15 protein-coding genes and 1 pseudogene are annotated in these 18,441 nt (G+C 67.1%); 3 read left to right on the forward strand and 13 right to left on the reverse strand.

Features of this window, described 5'->3' with window-relative positions:
- Positions 1–5: 5 nt before the first annotated feature.
- The 5 genes from QSJ30_RS05705 to QSJ30_RS05725 form a co-directional block, all read right to left on the reverse strand.
- Positions 6–428 carry a PaaI family thioesterase gene (locus QSJ30_RS05705; protein ID WP_420798768.1) on the reverse strand — a complete coding sequence of 141 codons (423 nt, stop codon included), beginning with the start codon at positions 426–428 and terminating at the stop codon, positions 6–8.
- A 95-nt stretch (positions 429–523) separates the two neighbouring features.
- Positions 524–874 (reverse strand): DUF2200 domain-containing protein, encoded by a 351-nt coding sequence (locus tag QSJ30_RS05710; protein WP_285607320.1) that lies wholly within the window; start codon positions 872–874, stop codon positions 524–526.
- A gap of 408 nt (positions 875–1,282) precedes the next feature.
- Positions 1,283–1,717 carry a hypothetical protein gene (locus QSJ30_RS05715; protein ID WP_285607322.1) on the reverse strand — a complete coding sequence of 145 codons (435 nt, stop codon included), beginning with the start codon at positions 1,715–1,717 and terminating at the stop codon, positions 1,283–1,285.
- A 158-nt stretch (positions 1,718–1,875) separates the two neighbouring features.
- Entirely contained in the window at positions 1,876–2,352 is a 477-nt protein-coding gene (locus tag QSJ30_RS05720; RefSeq protein WP_285607323.1) for a hypothetical protein, read from the reverse strand.
- A gap of 155 nt (positions 2,353–2,507) precedes the next feature.
- A complete protein-coding gene (locus QSJ30_RS05725) occupies positions 2,508–5,735 on the reverse strand; it encodes a S41 family peptidase (protein WP_285607325.1) in 3,228 nt (1,075 codons plus the stop codon).
- A gap of 545 nt (positions 5,736–6,280) precedes the next feature.
- On the opposite strand from QSJ30_RS05725, the gene ilvA reads away from it, so the two are divergent.
- Complete coding sequence (gene ilvA / locus QSJ30_RS05730; RefSeq protein WP_285607327.1) at positions 6,281–7,819, forward strand: threonine ammonia-lyase, biosynthetic; 1,539 nt, start codon at positions 6,281–6,283, stop codon at positions 7,817–7,819.
- 269 nt (positions 7,820–8,088) lie between these two features.
- On the opposite strand, the gene QSJ30_RS05735 is transcribed toward ilvA, so the two are convergent.
- The 3 genes from QSJ30_RS05735 to QSJ30_RS05745 are packed head-to-tail and all read right to left on the reverse strand — an operon-like array spanning position 8,089 to position 9,664.
- On the reverse strand, positions 8,089–8,796 hold the full coding sequence (locus QSJ30_RS05735) for a 16S rRNA (uracil(1498)-N(3))-methyltransferase (RefSeq protein WP_285607328.1): 708 nt from the start codon (positions 8,794–8,796) through the stop codon (positions 8,089–8,091).
- Positions 8,793–9,314 (reverse strand): GNAT family N-acetyltransferase, encoded by a 522-nt coding sequence (locus QSJ30_RS05740; RefSeq protein WP_285607329.1) that lies wholly within the window; start codon positions 9,312–9,314, stop codon positions 8,793–8,795. Before QSJ30_RS05740 ends, QSJ30_RS05735 begins: the two co-directional genes overlap by 4 nt.
- A 5-nt stretch (positions 9,315–9,319) precedes the next feature.
- Positions 9,320–9,664: a TfoX/Sxy family protein gene (locus QSJ30_RS05745; RefSeq protein WP_285607331.1), complete on the reverse strand. Its 345-nt coding sequence runs from the start codon at positions 9,662–9,664 to the stop codon at positions 9,320–9,322.
- 74 nt (positions 9,665–9,738) lie between these two features.
- On the opposite strand from QSJ30_RS05745, the gene QSJ30_RS05750 reads away from it, so the two are divergent.
- The gene (locus QSJ30_RS05750) at positions 9,739–10,641 is read left to right on the forward strand and encodes a bifunctional enoyl-CoA hydratase/phosphate acetyltransferase (protein ID WP_285607333.1); all 903 of its coding nucleotides are present in this window, start codon (positions 9,739–9,741) and stop codon (positions 10,639–10,641) included.
- A 6-nt stretch (positions 10,642–10,647) separates the two neighbouring features.
- On the opposite strand, the gene QSJ30_RS05755 is transcribed toward QSJ30_RS05750, so the two are convergent.
- The 5 genes and pseudogenes from QSJ30_RS05755 to QSJ30_RS05770 form a co-directional block, all read right to left on the reverse strand.
- The gene (locus QSJ30_RS05755; protein ID WP_285607335.1) at positions 10,648–11,478 is read right to left on the reverse strand and encodes a hypothetical protein; all 831 of its coding nucleotides are present in this window, start codon (positions 11,476–11,478) and stop codon (positions 10,648–10,650) included.
- Between the two features lie 107 nt (positions 11,479–11,585).
- Positions 11,586–12,731 (reverse strand): butyrate kinase, encoded by a 1,146-nt coding sequence (gene buk, locus QSJ30_RS14475; protein ID WP_420798770.1) that lies wholly within the window; start codon positions 12,729–12,731, stop codon positions 11,586–11,588.
- Positions 12,732–12,767: 36 nt separating this feature from the next.
- A pseudogene (locus tag QSJ30_RS14480) lies at positions 12,768–13,796 on the reverse strand (phosphate acyltransferase); the annotation flags it as partial.
- 75 nt (positions 13,797–13,871) lie between these two features.
- Positions 13,872–14,507: a hypothetical protein gene (locus QSJ30_RS05765; RefSeq protein ID WP_285607339.1), complete on the reverse strand. Its 636-nt coding sequence runs from the start codon at positions 14,505–14,507 to the stop codon at positions 13,872–13,874.
- Positions 14,508–14,545: 38 nt separating this feature from the next.
- A complete protein-coding gene (locus tag QSJ30_RS05770; protein WP_285607341.1) occupies positions 14,546–16,141 on the reverse strand; it encodes a BamA/TamA family outer membrane protein in 1,596 nt (531 codons plus the stop codon).
- A gap of 264 nt (positions 16,142–16,405) precedes the next feature.
- Between QSJ30_RS05770 and QSJ30_RS05775 the strand changes: the two genes are divergently transcribed.
- Positions 16,406–18,439, forward strand: coding sequence for an SPFH domain-containing protein (locus QSJ30_RS05775; protein ID WP_285607343.1), 2,034 nt, complete (start codon positions 16,406–16,408; stop codon positions 18,437–18,439).
- The last annotated feature ends 2 nt before the right edge of the window (positions 18,440–18,441 follow it).

Genomic DNA, 18,441 nt, shown 5'->3' on the forward strand with positions numbered 1-18,441 from the left:
CGGCGTCACGGGCGGATGGTGGCGATGGTGGCCTGCATGAGCGCGACGACCTTCGGGGTGCCCCCGGTCCCGGAGAAGGCCTGGACCTCGCCCGTGCAGACCGTGAGGGAGCGACCCGCGTTCTGGACTCGCCCGATGGCCAGGAAGCGGTCGCCGAGGGCGGGCCGCAGCAGGTTGATCTTGAACTCGGCGGTGACCACATCGCAGCCCGGCGATGCCTTCGTCAGCGCCGCGTACCCGCAGGCGCTGTCGAGGATGCTGGTGATCGCCCCCGCATGGAGGTAGCCATGCTGCTGGGACAGCCGCTCGGAGAAGGGCAGCGCGATGTGCACCTCGCCCTCCGACACCAGGGCCAACTCCGCCCCGAGGGTCGTCATCAGGCCCTGGGCCTGGAAGCTGGTGGTGATGCGGTCCTGGAGATTCGTCATCGGCATGGGATCGGTCGTGAAGGCAGTGCAGGCGGCTGTGAATGGGGCAAAGGGTCAGGCACCGTGATGGGGCCTGTCCTGCAATCAGGTTGGGCCTACTGGCGCAAGATCTTGTCCATGGGTCTGCCCTTGGCGAGTTCGTCAATGAGCTTGTCGAGGTATCTGATCTTCTGGGTGATGGGGTCCTGGATGTCCTCGACGCGAATGCCACAAACCACACCCTTGATTTGAGAGCTGTTGGGGTGGATCGCCGGGGCCTGGTCAAAGAAACGTTGGAAGTCAATGATGACCGCGGTGTGGTGGTTGAGCTGCGCGCGGCTGTAGCCCGTCAGCCAGCAGATGATGGTGTCCACCTCCTCCTTCGTCCGATTCTTGCGTTCGGCCTTCTGCACGTACAGCGGATAGACCGTCGTGAATAGTAGCTTGGAGATTTCGCGTGTGGACATGGTGACGTCTCTTGACTTGATCGTTTCAGGGATGCCTAACGAAAGAAACTAACCGGTCACGCCTGCGCCGAGGCAACGAGCGGAGTCGAGGAAGCGGGTAACTGAGAGAGAGCGGGAGGCAAGGTAGGCGGGGTCCGAGTTGAGCGGAGGGTTGGGCGGCACATTGATTACGTGTTATGCGTGCACCCTGGATAGTTGCGATCCAGCCAATCGTGGATTTCGTTCCAATGCGCAGATTCGAAACAGACGCCTATGGTTCCGTTGGGACGAACATCGCGAATCACTTTGGTCGGCCCCTGTATTAGAACCTCGGCCATTTGTTCGCCATCAAGGATTACTTGGCTTCGAGGAGGGCCTGACCAGGAGGTAGATTCTCGGTTGGGTTCCATAGAAAATCCTTTAGGGTAGTTAATCGCCGGATGCGATTTGGCCATCATCAATGGCTTTGATTAGTGCTTTCACCAAGCGACCGGCCTCGGGAGGAGAGGTGTGATTCCCAAGCCCGCCCGTAGGCCGATATCTCCAAACCACTTTCCCGCTTGGGAGGTGAAGGCGGACCAGTCCTTCGGGGTATTGGCTTCCACTGGGATCTGCCGGGGTCTGCCGGACAATGATTCCTGCGAGGGTTGCATCTGGCTTTTCAGTGGCTGCGACAATTTGAAACCCATTGGCGATTAATTCTTCTTCTACGAGAAGACGAAACCAAGCGCCGTAGTCTTCATTGCCGAAGCTTCCAAGAAATACCCTTTGAATTGGACGTTTTACCTCCTGCCCTATTGCCACCGTTGCCGCCGATGACAGGTTTGCCAGCAGGTAGAGTGCGAGGAGTGTGCTCTTGAACATGTGACCTCCATTCAGGGACTGACGATGTTCGAGAACTGCGGTCTAGTGAATGAAGCTAACTTACCCCGCCTGCACCGAGGTGCTGAGCGGAGCCGAGGAATCGAGAAGCTGAGAGAGAGCGGAAGGCAATGCAGGCGGGGTCCGAGTTGAGCGGAGGGTTAGGGAGCCGATTGGAGGATCTTTGCGATTTGCGTGACGATTTCAGAACCTTCTCTTGCGATTTTTTGAGCTGTATGGACTGGTTTACCTTGGATTTCAGTGATTTCAAATGCCTCATCATGAACCATGTCATTTCTGGCATCGCGGAAGTGTTGAGCCAGAGTCAGAAGGCTCGGATCGGTGATTCCAAGAGCTATCAATCTGTCTTTGTAGGGTACCTTTTTTCTATCGAGCTTTTTGTACTCGGCCTTCCCTAATCGTTCACCGCCGACAATAAACAGCAGTGCATCAAGGTACATTCCGTAAAAGGCAATGGCTACAAGACTTTGCTTGAAAGACCGTCGTTCTGGATCGTATTTGATTACAAATCCAGGTTGCCCATCTTCTCTGGGAGTGCGCGCACCAATCTCAAGTCTCTCAGACTCGGCGAATGCCTCTTCTGCGATGGCGAGATATGTAGGAAGGTTTGTGATCATCAGGTTCTGGGTGCTTCCAAACTACGTTTAGACGCCGATGAACGAAGGGGACAGTAATGGGACCACTCTCCCACCACCGTCCCTCCTCGTCCATCAGCAGCCTGCCTGGCATTTCTTGGTGTCTTTGTGGTGAATCTTATTGCAGTGCGAACGACTCACCGCTTCGGATAAGCCGGAATCGCCGGAAGCGCAGGCGTGGGGTTCTCGCCCAGCTGCTTCAGCAGTGTCTCGATGCCCACTTCGAGCTGGCGGTCGTGGCCCTGCATGAGGCTGGCGGGATCGTTCTCGACGGTTAGGTCGGGGTCGGCGCCGTGGTTCTCCACCCACCACTTCCCTTCCCGGCCGTAGAAGCCGTTGTTGCTCTGCTCGACGCGGCCGCCATCCAGGGTGAACTGGGTGTTGATGATGCCCACCAGGCCGCCCCAGCTGGGCACGCCCACGATGGGGCCCAGCTTGCGGGCCTTCACGTGCTCGAGGAAGGCCTCGCCGTCGCTGCCGTTCTGCTCGTTGGTGAGGAAGACGTAGCGGCCGTCGCTGGCGGTGCCGGGGTAGCGGAAGGCGCCCATGCCGCGCAGCACGTTGAAGCCCACCTGCTTGCGCTCCAGCTTGTCGATCATGAAGAACTCGGTCCAGCCGCCGCCGTTGCCGCGCACATCGATGACGATGCCCTTCTTGTAGCGGAAGGCGCGCCAGTACTTGTCGAACTGGCCAATGTTCTGGTCGCCCATGGCCGTGAGGTGCATGTAGCCCAGCTGGCCGTTGGAGGCCTTGTCCACGGCGGCGATGTTGTCAGCCACCCAGCGCTCGTAGCGCAGGGTCCAGTCATTGGGGACGGGTTCCACTTCGATGGTGCGGGCCCCGTCCAGGGTGGGCTTCGCATTCACGGTGAGCGTCACCTTCTGGCCCTTGATGACCTGGAGGCGGGCGCCGATGGCCTCCGGAGCCTTCACGGGCTTGCCGTCGATGGCCAGGAGGTAGTCGCCCTCCTTCACCTTGGGGGCGGGATCGGCCAGCGGGGCCTTGAGGTCGCGGGCATAGGCCGTGGGACCGTAGACCCTGGCGAAGCGGTAGAGGCCATGCTCGGCGCTGAGGTCGGCACCCAGGGCACCCGTGAACACCGGGCTGGGCGCGGGCCGGCCGGGGCCGAAGTCGCCGCCGGAGACGTAGGTGTGGCTGGCGCTGAGCTCGCCCACCATCTGGCTCAGCAGCCAGTTCAGCTCCTGGCGGGAGTTCAGCTCCGGCAGCCAGGCGCGGAACTTGGCGCCGATGGCGTTCCAGTCGTTGCCGTTCATGTTGGTGTCGTAGAAGAAGTCCCGGTACCAGCGCCAGGTGTCTTCGAAGATCTGCTTCCACTCCGCCCTGGGATCGGCGGTCATCGTCATGCGGTCGAGGTCGAGCTTCTCGGGCAGCGCCTTGGACGTGAACACGGCCGCGGCCTCGCCCACGTGGAAGTTCGGCCCCTTGCGGAGCAGCAGGCGTCTGCCCTCGGCGTCGAAGGTCCAGTCGCTGATGGCGTCGGTCAGCACCACCTCCTTGTCCTTCTTGGCGGCGGCGTCATAGAGGTGCAGCTTCCACTTGTCGGCGCCGCGGGGGGCGTAGAACTCCTCCACCACGTTGTCGTCCCAGCCCTCGACCTCATCCCAGCCCACGAGGCCGCGGCCGGCCTTGAGGTGGAACAGGTTGCCGGGCTTCACGGGCAGGGGCGCGACGCGGTCGGACAGGCCCGCCACATCGATGCGGAAGGCGGAGGCGGACGAGAGCGATGACGTGGCGGAGGCCTTGTCCTCGCCCGCCTTCAGCTTCACCGCCATGACCTGGACCGGCGCGGACTGGATGTGGTTGTCCTGGCTGGGGTCGAGCTTCGTGTGGAAGTTGCTGTAGCTCAGGAAGTAGAGGGTGCTGCCGTCCTGGTCGAAGGTGGGGTTCACGCAGTCGTAGAACCCGTCCGTGAGGGCCACCTTCTGCTTCGTGGCGAGGTTGAAGAGGACGATGCGGCCGTTGCGGCTGGGCTCCACCACCGAGTAGGCCACCCACTGGGAATCCGGCGCCCAGGCGTAGTCGCTCACCTCCCAGGTGAACTGGTCGTTCTTCAGGTCATGGAACTCGTCGATCTTGGTGAGCTTCTTCGTGGCCACGTCCATGACGTAGATGGCGAAGCTCTTGTCGCCGAAGAGGACCTTTGTGCCGTCGGGGCTCCACTCCAGGTGGTAGAGGGCCGTCTTCAGGCCCGTGGGGATGCGCTCCGCCGCGCCGCCGTCCGCGGGCTGCACGTAGAGGTCGTAGTCGCCGCTGGCATCGCTGAAGTAGGCCACCCGCTTGCCGTCCGGCGACAAGCGCGGCATGCGCTCGCGCACGCCCGGCGTCTGCGTGAGGTTCTTCGCGGGCTTGGTGGCGTCCGTGGGCAGGAGGAAGACCTCGCCCCGGGCCTCGAAGACCGCCGTCTGGCCCGTCAGGCTCATGGAGAGGATCCAGTCCTTGGGGTTCACGGGACGCGGCGCCACCTTCCAGCCATCGCTGGCGGTGGTGACGGGCACGGGATGGACCGCCTTCGTGGCCAGGTCCAGGGCCTGCAGGTGGCCGCCCTGCACGAAGACCACCGTGCGGCCATCCGTGCTGGGCTGCTGCACGTCGAAGTCCTTGAGGTCCGTGAGCTGTGCCACGGCCTTGGTGGCCGGATCCACGGCATACAGGTTCGTGATGCCGTTGGTGCCGCGATCGGAGACGAACAGCACCTGGTTGCCAGCCCACATGGGATGCCCGTTCTTGCCCGGGTAGTCCGTGAGCTTCTCGAAGCGCTGCGTCTTCAGATCGCCCAGCCAGAGGTCCGGGGCCTGGCCGCCCTTGTAGCGCTTCCAGTAGTATTCGGCGTCGCCCCTGGTGCTGAACAGGAAGCGCTGGCCATCGGCGTTGAAGGCGCCCTCGGTGACCTTCTTCAGCGGCAGGGCCTGGGGCTCGTGACCTTCGAGGTCCACGGTGTAGAGGCGGGAGATGGGGCGCACGTCGTATTCGTAGGCCGCCCGGTACACCACCTGCTTGCCGTCCGGAGTCCAGCCGAGGACCTGCCCCGCTCCGCGCCAGGTGAGGCGCTTCGGTGCGCCGCCCTCCGCGGGAATCACGTAGACCTCAGCGGCCCCGTCGTACTGGCCCCGGAAGGCGATCCACTTGCCGTCGGGGCTGAACCGGGCCGTGGTCTCCAGGCCGGGGTGGGTCGTCAGCCGCCGGGCCGCGCCGCCCTTGAGGGAGCCGAGCCAGAGGTCGTCCTCCCAGGTGAACACCACGCGGTCGCCGTTCACATCCGGCGAGCTGACGAAGCGGGGGGCGCGGTCCTGGGCCACGAGGGCACAGGCCACGAGAAGCACGGCGGAAGCACGGAAGCGCGGCATCAAAGACTCCGGTGAGGGGTGGACCACTATACATCGTTTAACGATGAAAGTGGGTCCAATCCTGGCCAGTACCCCGAAACGCCTTGTGGCGCCTGGCGTCTGGTGCTAGGTTGAGGTTCCAACAGGCTTCCCATGTCCCACGCCGGTTCCGCCAGCATTTCCGCCGCCATCGCGATTATCTGGTCGCGCGAGGGGGCATAGGCCGGATCCGATCCACGATTCCAAGCCCCCCGCACCGCAAGGTCGGGGGGTTCTTCATAAGAGGTCATAACAAAACCCGACGGAGCCGCGATGAACCCAGGCAGGATGCACCGCAAGGAAGGGCCCGCAGGGCGATGCGGCACATCGTTCAAGGGCCCTGACGCCGCGGAGCGCCTGCCTGGGTTCATCCCTCCGGGCGAGGGGCGGCGGGCGTCGCGATGCAGCGTCACGCTCGTCGCGCGTAGTACCCGCTACGCGTCGACTCGCGTTTCTCGCCTCGCTCGCCCGGCGCACCTCGCGCGGTCCCGTGGGGTTTTGTTATGACCTCTTTGCCCGGAGCACCCATGAGCCCAGACACGGTCCAGCCTCCCCAGGATCTCCTCGAGCGCATCCTCACGGCCCTCGTCTACGACGTGGCCATCGAGTCGCCCCTGGAGGCGGCGCCGCGCCTGTCCAGCCGCGTGGGCTGCCCCGTGTGGCTGAAGCGCGAGGACCTCCAGCCGGTGTTCTCCTTCAAGCTCCGGGGCGCGTACAACAAGATCGCCCAGCTCGCCCCGGCGGAGCGGTCTCAGGGCGTCATCGCCGCCTCGGCGGGCAACCACGCGCAGGGCGTGGCCCTGGCGGCCCGCAAGCTGGGCTGCGACGCGGTGATCGTCATGCCCGTGACCACCCCCCGCATCAAGGTGGACGCCGTGCGCCGACTGGGAGCGCGGGTGGTCCTCCACGGGGACTCCTTCGACGAGGCCTACGCCCACTCCCAGGCCCTCATGGCCGCGGAGGGCAAGGTCTACATCCATCCCTACGACGACCCCGACGTGATCGCGGGCCAGGGCACCATCGGCCTGGAGCTGCTGCGCCAGATGCCCCGGGGCCTGCGGGCCGTGTTCATCCCGGTGGGCGGCGGCGGCCTCATCGCGGGCATCGCCGCCTACCTCAAGCGGCTCCGGCCCGAGATCCGGATCATCGGCGTGGAGCCCGTGGACGCCGATGCCATGACCCGCTCCCTGGCGGCGGGGCACCGCGTCAGGCTGGAGCGGGTGGGCCTGTTCGCGGATGGCGTGGCCGTCAGCCAGGTGGGCGCCCTGCCCTTCGAGCTCTGCCGGCAGTACGTGGACGAGATGGTGCTGGTGGACACGGATGAGATCTGCGCCGCCATCAAGGATGTCTTCGAGGAGACCCGGTCCATCCTGGAGCCGGCCGGAGCCCTGGCCCTGGCGGGACTCAAGGCCTGGGCGGCCCGCCAGAATGTCGGCGTCGACACCGGCAACCTCGTGGCCATCCTCTCCGGGGCCAACGCCAACTTCGACAACCTCCGCTTCGTGGCGGAGCAGGCCGAGCTGGGCGAGAAACGCGAGGCCATCCTCGCCGTCACCATCCCCGAACGTCCCGGCAGCTTCAAGGCCTTCTGCGAGCTCATCGGCGCCCGCGCCATCACCGAGTTCAACTACCGGCTGGCGGATCCCGAGCGCGCCCACATCTTCGTGGGCCTGCAGATGGCCGACCGCTCGGAGCTCGAGCCCCTGCTGGCCCGCCTGCGGGCCGAAGGGCTGGAGGCCCAGGACCTGAGCGAGAACGAGATGGCCAAGCTCCACGTCCGCCATCTGGTGGGCGGGCGGGCCCCCACGGCGACCCACGAGCGGCTCTACCGCTTCGAGTTCCCCGAGCGCCCCGGCGCCCTCCTCCGGTTCCTGGAGCGCATGAGCCGGGGCTGGAACATCTCCCTCTTCCACTACCGCAACCACGGCGCCGACTACGGCCGGGTCCTGGCGGGCATCCAGGTGCCGCCGCAGGATCAGGCCGCCTTCCAGGCCTTCCTGGACGGCCTTGGCTACCAGTACGTGGATGAAGGCGACAACCCGGCGTACCGGCTGTTCCTGGGTTAGAGTGCCTAACAAAACCCCCACGGGGCCGCGCGAGGGCCGCCGGGCGAGCGAGGCGAGGAACGTGAGGAGACGCGTAGCGGGTACTACGCGCGACGAGCGTGACGCGGCATCGCGACGCCCGCCGACCCTCGCCCGGAGGGAGAAATCCAGGTGGGCGCCCCGCGGCGTCAGGCCCCTTGAACAACGAACCACGTTGCCCTGCGGGCCCTTCCTTGCGGTGCATCCCACCTGGCTTTCTCGTGGCCCCGTCGGGGTTTTGTTAGGCACTCTTAGAACAGCTTCCCCACCAGCGCCGCCAGGGCGGTCTCGGTGCGGAGGATGCGGGGGCCGAGGTCCAGGGGATGCAGGCCGGCCTTCAGCAGGCTCTGGACCTCAGCCTCCACCCAGCCGCCTTCGGGGCCGATGGCGAGGGTGACGGGGGCCGCCAGCACCTTCGGCGCCGCCGCGCCCGTGCCGGGATGGGCCATGAGGCCCGTGCCGCCGGCCAGCAGGCCGGGCAGCTCATCCTCCACAAAGGGGCGGAAGAGCCGCGCCAAGCGCAGGTCCGGCAGCGCCGTGTCCTTGGCCTGTTCGAGCCCGAGAATCAGCTGCTCGCGGAGGTTCTCGGGCTTCATTCTCGGGCTGGCCCAGTAGGCCTTCTCCACCTTCCAGGCGTTCAGCAGGACGATGCGGGCCACGCCCAGGCTGGCGGCGGCCGCCACCACCCGGTTCAGCACTTTGGGCCGCGGCACGGCGATGAGCAGGGTCAACGGCAGCTTGGGCGGCGGCGCCTGATCCAGGGTCAGCTCCAGGTCCAGGGCCTCGTCGTCCAGGCGCAGCACCCGGCCCCGGCCCATCTTCCCGCCCAGCAGGCCCACGGCCAGCTCGTCGCCCACCGCGGCGCGGTGCACCTCGCGGACGTGGGCCAGGCGTCGACCCGTGAGGCGAGCCCGATCCGGAGCCGTCAGATCCTCCGGCAGCAGCAGTACCAGGTTCAAGTCAGGTCCCGCGCCAGGATCAGGTCGCGATCGACCTGGTCCCCGATCTGGAAGACGTGGTCGCCCACCTCGCGGAAGCCGGTCCGGGCATAGAAAGCCAGGGCCTTGAGGTTGTTCTCCCACACGCCCAGCCAGAGGACATCCGCCCCCCAGGCCCGGGCCATCTCCACCGCCTCCGCCATCAGGGCCGCGCCCCGGCCCCCGCCCTGGGCCGCGCGCAGCACGTAGATGCGCTGCAGCTCGACGGGGTGCTCGCCGGGGACGCCCGGCTCCCGGTGGCCCAGGCGCAGCTGGAGGAAGCCCACGGGCACGCCATCGACCTCCAGGATCCGGGCGGGCCGGGCGGGGTCCGCCAGCTCGGCGCGCTGGATGGCCTCGCCGTAGGCGGCCGTCAGGAAGGCCTCCAGGTCCGGGCCGGCGGTGTGCGGCTCGAAGGTCTCGCGGAAGGTGCGGGCGCCGAGCTCCGCGAGGATGGGGGCGTCTTCCGGCGCGGCGGGACGGATGGTGATGGTGGACATGGGGGCTACTTCCGCTTGGGATTGGAACGGGGTTTCGTCTTGGCGCGGGCGGCCACGGCGATGGCCTTGGCCATCCAGATCGCCAGCAGCTCCGGATCCTCCAGCACGTCCTCGGGCAGCTCGTAGTACCCCATGGGCTTCCCCGGATCGCCGAAGGGCAGGAAGGGGCCCATGCCCGCGGCGATGAAGTCCGGGCGGTTCGAATCGTCCACCTTGAAGTACAGCACGCCATCGTCCGCCAGGGCGAAGGCGCGGCCGTCGGCGAAGAAGCAGAGACCGCCGAACATGGGGCGGGAGGTCACGGGCCGGATCTGCCCCATCTGCTCCAGGAGGTATGTGCGGAAGCTCACGGAAACGGCCATGGAGACATGCTACCTTCCTCGCGGACCCGCCGGAGACCCGGCGTCATTTGTCAGGATCCCCCATGCGGATCAACACCCTCGATGAGCTGCTCCGCGCCGTGCAGGAACGCCCCCACAAGCGGCTGGTGGTGGCCTGGGCCAACGACGCCCACACCCTGGAAGCCGTGAACGCCGCGGTGGAGGGTGGCCTGGTGGAGGCCATCCTCGTGGGCGACGAGGCCGCGATGGTGAAGGTCTGCCTGGAACAGGGTCTGCCGAAGGAACGGTTCCGCATGGTCCACGCCGCCACAGACACGGAGGCCGCGGCCAAGGCCGTGGCCATGGTGCGCTTCGGCGAGGCGGACCTGCTGATGAAGGGCCTGCTCAGCACCGAGAAGTACATGAAGGCCATCCTGAACAAGGACCAGGGTCTGCTGGACCCGGGCGCCATCCTCAGCCACGTGACCGTGATGGAGCACCCCGGCCATCCCAAGCTGCTCATCGCGGGCGATGTGGCCGTGATCCCCGAGCCGGAGTTCAAGGAGAAGGTCGCCATCCTCGGCTACCTGGTGAAGACCGCCAAGGCCCTGGGCATCGAGACCCCGAAGGTCGCCGTGCTGGCGGCTTCCGAGCAGGTGCAGCCCAAGATGCGCGCCAGCGCCGAGGCCGCCCTGCTGTCGAAGATGGCGGACCGGGGCCAGATCAAGGGCGCCCTGGTGGACGGGCCCATGGCCCTGGATGGCGCCATCGACCCCGAGTCCGCCCGCATCAAGGGCATGGGCGGCCCCGTGGCCGGCGACGCCGACTGCCTGCTCTTCCCCAACCTCGAGGCCGGCAACACCTTCTACAAGGCCGGCACCAAGCTCGGCGGCGCCGAGATCGCCGCCGTCGTGGCCGGTGCCAAGGTGCCCTGCGTCCTCAGCAGCCGGGGCGACAGCGCCAAGACCAAGCTCAGCTCCATCGCCCTGGCGGCCCTGCTGGCCTAGAAAGGGCTACTTCTTCTCCACGCTGGGCTCGGCGAAGGCCATGAGGATGCGGGTCCCGTTGCCGCCGATCCAGGCCGTGAGGTCCAGATCCACCGGCATCAGGAGGTCGCGGACGGGCCGGTTCTTGATCAGGACGGCGATGCGGATGGGGGCCGCCGGGGGTTGCTCCCGGTACTCCGCCTCGTAGCTGGTGAGGACCAGGCCGGCCGGCCCCCGATCGAAGACCGGACGGATGACGGAATCGAAGGCGGGGGTGGTGACCTTCATCTCCGTGACGGCGAAAGCCTGGTCCGTCAGGATCTCCACCTTGGTGCTCCCGTTCTCCACCCACCGGAACCGGTACTTCGCCCCGATGGTCTCGACGCTCAGGTCGGCGCCGACGCTGGAGAACGGAGTCTCGATCATGAAGGGGGTCCAGGTCTGGAAGAAACCCGTGAGCATCTGGTCCATGCCGCCGTAGAGCTGCGTCAGGCCAGCCCGGGTCTGATCGTTGGGGGCATCCACATCATTGTGCGAGATCTTCGCGCTGCCCTTCTCGTCCACCACGACGTCGAAGCGCAGCTTCGCGAAGATGGCCATGGCGGCCTCGAACCCTGCGGGATTGGTCTTCGCCTGGTCCCCGAGCATGGCCGACCAATCCGGCTTGGCCTGGAAGCGGTACTGCCGGTACCCCCTGGACGAAAGGCTGTAGTAGGCGGCTCGAGCCTGGGCGACCACACCCTTGGGGTCGCGGCTGGCCACCGGGGCCTCGGCCCGCAGGGATGGCGACCAGGTCAGCGACCCGAAGCTGGCGAGGAGGATGGGGAGGATCTGGGCAAAACGTCGGCAACGGCTCAAGGGGCCCCCTGGGAGCGTGGAACGTGGGATGGGATGGCCCATTCTAGGCGGATCGCCGGGCCAGATCACGGATTCTGGCTTGAGGACACGACGGTCCGTCGGTTTCTTCAGATCGCTGGCGGGTAGTCCTTGGCCGCTTCGCGGCCGGAGAGGACACGCAGGGCCCCCTTGGCCAGGGCGGCCATCTCGTTCTCGCCGGGGTAGACCTTCACGGGGCAGCCCAGGGCGGCGGTGAGGCGGGTCAGCTCGCCCACGAGCTTCGGCGAGCGGGCCATGCCGCCGGTGAGCAGGATGGCGTCGATGGGTGCGCCCTCGAAGGCGGGCACCTGACCCGTGATGGCCTTGGCGATCTGGTAGATCATCGCGTCGTAGACCAGGGTGGCTTCGGCATCCCCGGCTTCCACGCGGCGCTCCACTTCACGCATGTCGGAGGTGCCCAGCAGGTCGATCATGCCGCCGCGGCCCTTGTTCTTGAGCTTCAACTCAGCCTTGGTGTACTTGCCGGAGAAGCAGAGGTCGATGAGCTGACCCGCGGGCAGCGTGCCCGTGCGCTGGGGCGAGAACGGCCCTTCGCCATCGAGCCCGTTGTTCACGTCGATGTAGCGGCCCTTGCGGTGGGCGCCCACCGTGATGCCGCCGCCCATGTGGGCCACGATGACGTTGACGCGCTCGTAGAAGGTCTCGTGCTCCTCGGCGTACCGGCGGGCCGTGGCGATCTGGTTGAGGGCGTGGCTGATGACGCGGCGGGGCAGCTCCTTCAGGCCCGAGATCCGGACCTTGGGATCGGCCTCGTCCACCACCACGGGATCCACGATGTAGGCCGGCGTCCCGGTCCCCGCCACTAGCTCGGAGGCGATGAGCGCGCCCAGGTTCGAGGCGTGCTCGCCGCGCTGGCCGGCCCTCAGGTCGTCCAGCATGGCGGCCCCCACCTTCCACGTGCCGTGGGGGATGGGCCGCAGCAGGCCGCCGCGCCCGGCCACGGCATCGAGATCGCCGAGGCCCAGGCCCTTGTCCGCCAGGAACCGCAGCACCGCCTCCTTGCGGAAGGTGAACTGGTCCGTGATGGGTCTGCCTTCGAAGGCCTTCAGTTCCTCTGCGGAGTGTTGAAGCTCCTCGGTGAACCGCTCCTCGTCGCCCTCGAAGACCGAAGTCTTGGTGGAGGTGGAACCAGGATTCAGCACCAGCACGCGATGGCGGCGGAAGAAGGTGTCCTTGGGCGTCCGCTTCCATTCGCCGTAGGCGTGCAGCCGCATCAGCGAGGCCTTGAGGGCGAGCCGGATGTCCTCGGGCGTGCAGTCCATGGGCAGATCCACGCCCTGGAACCAGAGGCCGAACATGACGGGGAACTTCTTGGCCTCGGGGAAGCGGGTGGCATAGAGGTGGTAGAGCAGGTTCCCCATGTCCAGGTTGGGGCACACGATCACGTTGGGGACGCCTTCCCAGGGCAGGCCGTCCGAGTGGTAGAGACCCGCTGAACGGCGCGAGAGGGCCACGCTGACCTTCACCTCGCCCCGGATCTGGATGCTGGCGTAGCGGGGGCTGTGGGCGATGCGCTCCGCGAGGATGGCCGGAACCAGATCCGCCGCCTGGCGCACCAGCTCGGGCGAGGGCCCCTCGTCGCTGCCACGGTTCGAGTAGGACACCATGGCGCAGCGGATCTCCGGCAGCACGTCCTCGGGGATGAGGTCGCGGGCCACGGCGCAGGTGCCCACGGCCACCTCCGCCAGCGTGCGCGGGGTCATGCTGGCGTTCACGCCCACATCCCCGAAGACCACGATGTTGTGGGGGTAGACCTCCTCGGGGTGCTCGTCCGGCAGCACGAAGACACCGGCCTCGCAGGTGACGCTGCGCTGGGCCAGGATGTCCACCATGGGCCGGAAGAAGGCCTTGGGTTCGTGGATGGCGCCGCCCACCACCATGTCGGCGTGGCCCAGCTTCACGGCCCAGATGCCGAAGCGGCCGGGCTCGGACACCAGCTTCCGGGCCTCGCCCAGGTCCATGGCCCGGCCTTGCGCCTTGCTGAACGCCACGCAGGCTGTGGCGAACGACTCCACCAGGTCGGGCCGGGACACGGGGTCGACGAAGGCGCTCTCAGAGAGGGTGTAGGCCACCCGGTCCGCGCCCAGGTGGGCCAGACGCTGGGCGGCCACGGCCCTCACCTCGGCCTCCGGCGCCAGGAACACCGGGCGGATGAAGCGCCCCAGGAAGCAGGCGGCTTCGAGGGTGCGCGGATCCAGGGCCTCGGGGAACATCACCGTGGGTCGGTTCCGGGGCACGGCCAGCAGGCGGCTGTCGAGGGACGCTTCGATGTCAAACATGGGGCTCCAGGAGCTTGGAAGGCCTTGCAGTGCTGAGTCTAGCAGCCGGAGGATTCTATTTTGCAGATCCGAAGGTCACATATCCTTCGGCCGGTCTGCGACCTGCACCGATTCCACCCAGATCACCTCGCAGGAGCCATCCCCGGTATCCGTGCGGCTCAGGCTGCTGACCCAGTGCCAGCCGTCCTTTCCGTCCGCCCGCACGAGCTGCCCCCGCAGGTGGACCAGCTGCCCCACCCGGGCTGCCTTCAGGCGCCGGGCGATGCCCTCGTTGGCGGGGATCATGTGCATGTTGGCGCTGTGGCCGATGACCTCCGCTTCCGGAATGGGCATGTGGGCCGCGCGCCAGAAGTACCAGCGGTCCCGCTGCTCGATGGTGAAGGCTTCGAGGATCCGCGAATCGGACATGGGGCCCCAGCCCAGGGCCAGGTCCACGGGCGACAGCTCCGCGGGCCGGTCGAAGCGGTAGCGTTCCACGCTCAGCACCCGCGCCCGGATCTCGAAGGCGGCGAGGGCCGTGAGGGTGTGGTCGTGGAAGGTCCAGGTCCTCGCGGCTTCCGGCGGGGTCTGGGCCGGCTCCCCCGGCGCGAGGATGCCCGAGGGCTGGGCCACGGCGCGGTCTCCCCACCACCAGACCCCCAGGAATCCGATGAGGGCCACCGCCGCCAGGGTGCCCCGGCGCTCCCGGAGCTGATCGAGCCATTCGTCCATTTGACAAGGCTACCCTGGGCGCGGGAGGAAGCCTCTGCTCAGAATCTCACCACATCGCTGATGACGAACTGGTGGTGCTCTGTGCCCGGGTCCCGCACCAGCGGGTAGGCGATGGTGAGCAGGAAGACCCGGCCTACCGAGCTCTTCAGGTTGCCGAGCCGCAAGCCGCCGCCCACATCCACATAGGTGCGGCTCCAGCGCCCGGTGTCGGTCCGGCGGATGGCGCCGCCGTCCGCGTACACCACGAACCCGAGCCGCAGGATGCCCAGCCAGTCGTAGGAGGTGTTGATCCGCTCCTCCAGGGAGGCCATCCAGCGCCGGTCGCCCAGCAGCAGGTGGTTCCCGTACCCCCGCAGGCCATCCATGCCGCCGAGGTAGAGGTAGGACTCGGGCTCCGGCCGGTGGACCGCATCCAGCTGCACATAGGCCGCCTGGGTCTGCGCGGGGAACCCCTGATGGTAGGCGGTGAAGCCCAGGTTCAAGGAGGCGTCCTGCCAGCCGTCGGATTCGTGGCGGGCCTCCCCCTTGGCCCGCAGCAGGAGGAGGGACCGGGCTCCTGGCGTCCAGCCCTTGGCGGCGCTGGCCCGGAGGAAGGGCGAGGCGACATCACTCCCCAGTCCCTTCAGATACGACCCCACGCTGACCTGTGCGTCCCAGCCCAGGTTGTAGTCCTCGGGATGGGTCATGCCGGCCAGATCCACGAAGGCCTGATACCGGTCCTCGAACAGGCCCGCCGTGACATGGACGCCCCGCAGCTGGCGGTCCCGCAGCACAGGGGGCGGAAGGCTCCCCGCGGCGAGCGTCTGGATCGGGCCGTACCGGGACTGCTTCAGGTCCAGCCCCCCGCCCAGACGCAGGGCCCGCCCATCCGCCACCACCGCGGCCATGGTTCCACCCACGAGGACGTTCTCTTGGCGCGAGCTGAAGGCGTAGGCGGTCTGCCGCAGGTTGTAGACCGACTCGACGGCATCGGAGGAGGACGCGCGGAAGCTCATGGCCCAGGGCGTCTCGAGGCCGCGGTACGGCCTGGACAGCTCGAGGAAGCGGGTCTTCCCGTCGGAGAGTGCCTGGTAGCGGGTATCCAGGGTCCACTGGGTGCCCAGGATCTGACGATCCAGATACTGCACTGTGTCGATGGACCGCTCGGGCGTCTTCTCGTGGGCCAGGACCAGGTCCTTGCCGAAGCCCAGGAGGTTGGCCTCGTGGACGGAGAACCCGAAGCTCCGCTGGCCGCCCACCTGGGTGAAGCCGGCACTGCCCTTCAGCGTCCAGGCATCCCGGGTGTGGACCACCGCGTGGACGGTTCCGTCCCCATCCACCTGGGGCTCGATCCGGGCATCCTTCAGGAAGCGGAAGGTCCGGAGGTTCCGCTCGGCTTCGTGGATGAGGCGGGCATTCACCACATCGCCGGGCTGGAAGGGGATCTCCCGGCGCACCACCTGCTCCCGGGTCTCGATGTGCAGGAAGTTCGCGGCGCGGCCGATCCAGTGCCTCTCGTTGGGCTGGGAGGGGTCGAAGACGTCGCCGATGAGGATGTCGACGCTGGCGATGCGCGCCTGCCGGGCCTCCAGCTCCTCCCAGGTGGCCGGGGCCTGGGCGACGAGCGCGGAGCCCGCCAGCAGGGCCGTTACCAAGGACCTCCGGCAGAGGCGACCCCGGCTCCCGACCCCTTCACGCGTGGTTCGCATGCCCAAGCCTAGGCGAAATGGTGATGCGCGTCACGGCGGGGCCCTCAGGCCAGCCTATGATTCGAGCCTTCGTATGGTTCTTTCCGCGCAGGATCCCAACCGCCCGCTCCCCCCGGAGCCGGGGCGCGGACCCGCGGAAAAACCCCGGAACCCGGGCGGGAGGGCGCGCCGGGCCGGTAATCTATCCCCAACCCCTCCCCTGGAGTCCTCATGGACCTCACCTGGCTATCCGCCAACCCCGGCCTAAGCCTGCTGGCTTTTCTCGCCGCCGCCTTCACCCTGATCCTCCTCAGCAAGTGGATCCGCTACATCCCCAACAACCGCGTGGGCATCGTCGAGAAGCTCATCAGCCGGAAGGGCTCGGTCAAGACCGGACTCATCGCCCTCAACGGCGAGGCCGGCTATCAGCCCCAGCTCCTGCGCGGCGGTTGGCACCTCCTCACGCCCTTCCAGTACCGCATCCACAAGATGCCCCTGGTGACCATCCCCCAGGGCAAGATCGGCTACATCTTCGCCCGCGACGGCAAGGACCTGCCGCCCACCCAGGCTCTGGCCAGCAACGTCCACGGCGCCGACTTCCAGGATGTGGTGGCCTTCCTCCAGAACGGCGGCCAGAAGGGCCCCCAGCGCCAGATCCTGCGCGAGGGCATCTACGCCATCAACCTGGTGCAGTTCGTGGTGCTCACCGAGGACCGGCTCTTCTACCTGCCCCTGGATCCCGGCGAGCTGGAGACCTTCCAGAAGATGAGCGCCATCATCACCGAGCGCGCCGGCTGGCGGCCCGTGATCATCAAGGGCACGGATGACGCGGTGGGCATCGTGACCGTGCATGACGGGCCCAGCCTGGCCAGCGGCGAGATCATCGCCTCCACCGTGGGCGAGGACCCCCACCAGGCCTCCACCTACCACAACAACTTCCAGGACGCCGACAAGTTCCTGGTGGCGGGCGGCCAGCGCGGCCGCCAGTACCAGGTGCTGGTGGAAGGCACCTACTACATCAACCGCCTCTTCGCGACCATCGAGCTGATCCCCAAGACCGTCGTGGAAGTCGGCACCGTGGGGGTGGTGGTGAGCTACACCGGCGCCGTGGGCGCCGACATCAGCGGCCAGGAGTACCGCCACGGCGAGCTGGTCACCAAGGGCACCCGCGGCGTGTGGAGCGAGCCCCTGCTGCCCGGCAAGTACGCCTTCAACGCCTATGCCGGCAAGGTGCTCATGGTGCCGACCACGAACTTCATCCTCAAGTGGACGAAGGGCGAGGTGGGCAGCCACAAGTTCGATGAGAACCTGGCGGAGGTGAGCCTCATCACCAAGGACGCCTTCGAGCCCAGCCTGCCGCTGTCCGTGGTGGTGCACATCGACTACCGCAAGGCGCCCCTCGTCATCCAGCGCTTCGGCGACATCAAGAAGCTGGTGGAGCAGACGCTCGACCCCATGGTCAGCGCCTACTTCAAGAACATCGGCCAGACCCGCACCCTCATCCAGCTCATCCAGGACCGCAGCGCCATCCAGGAGCAGAGCGGCGTCCAGATGAAGGAGAAGTTCGCCCAGTACAACCTGGAGCTGCAGGAGGTGCTCATCGGCACCCCCAGCAGCGGCAGCCAGGGCGGGCAGATCGAGCAGATCCTCATCCAGCTCCGCAGCCGCCAGATCGCCGACGAGCAGGTGGAGACCTACGGCCGCCAGCAGAATGCCGCCGCCAAGGAGCGGGAGCTGCGCGAGGCCGAGGCCAAGGCCAAGCAGCAGACGGCCCTCACGGAATCGGCCATCAGCATCGAGGTGCAGAGCAATCAGGGCAAGGCCGACTACGCCAAGGCCCAGCAGCAGGCGGCGCAGATCCAGACGCTCGCCGGCGCCGAGGCGGAGAAGGTGCGCCTCATGGGCGAAGGCGAGGCCAAGCGCATCAAGGTCATGGCCGAAGCCCAGGCCGAGCAGGCCGCCCGCGTGGGCATCGCCCAGGCCATGGCCATCGAGGAGCAGGTCCGCGCCTATGGCGGCCCCCAGTTCCAGCTCGTGCAGCAGGTCATGAACCGCTTCGCCGAGGCCATCGAGAAGTCCCAGGTGGATGTCGTCCCCAAGATCCACATGGGCGGCGGCGACAAGGGGGGCGGCAGCCTCATCGAGAGCCTGCTGGGGCTCCTCCTCAGCGAGAAGGCCGGACAGCTGGCGGGCGTGGTGCCCACCGCGGCCAATCCCGAGGCCGAGGCGCTGAAGGCCACGCTGCGGCAGAACCTGACCAAGTAGCC

This window comes from Geothrix edaphica (assembly GCF_030268045.1).
In the GTDB taxonomy this organism is placed as follows: Bacteria; Acidobacteriota; Holophagae; order Holophagales; family Holophagaceae; genus Geothrix; species Geothrix edaphica.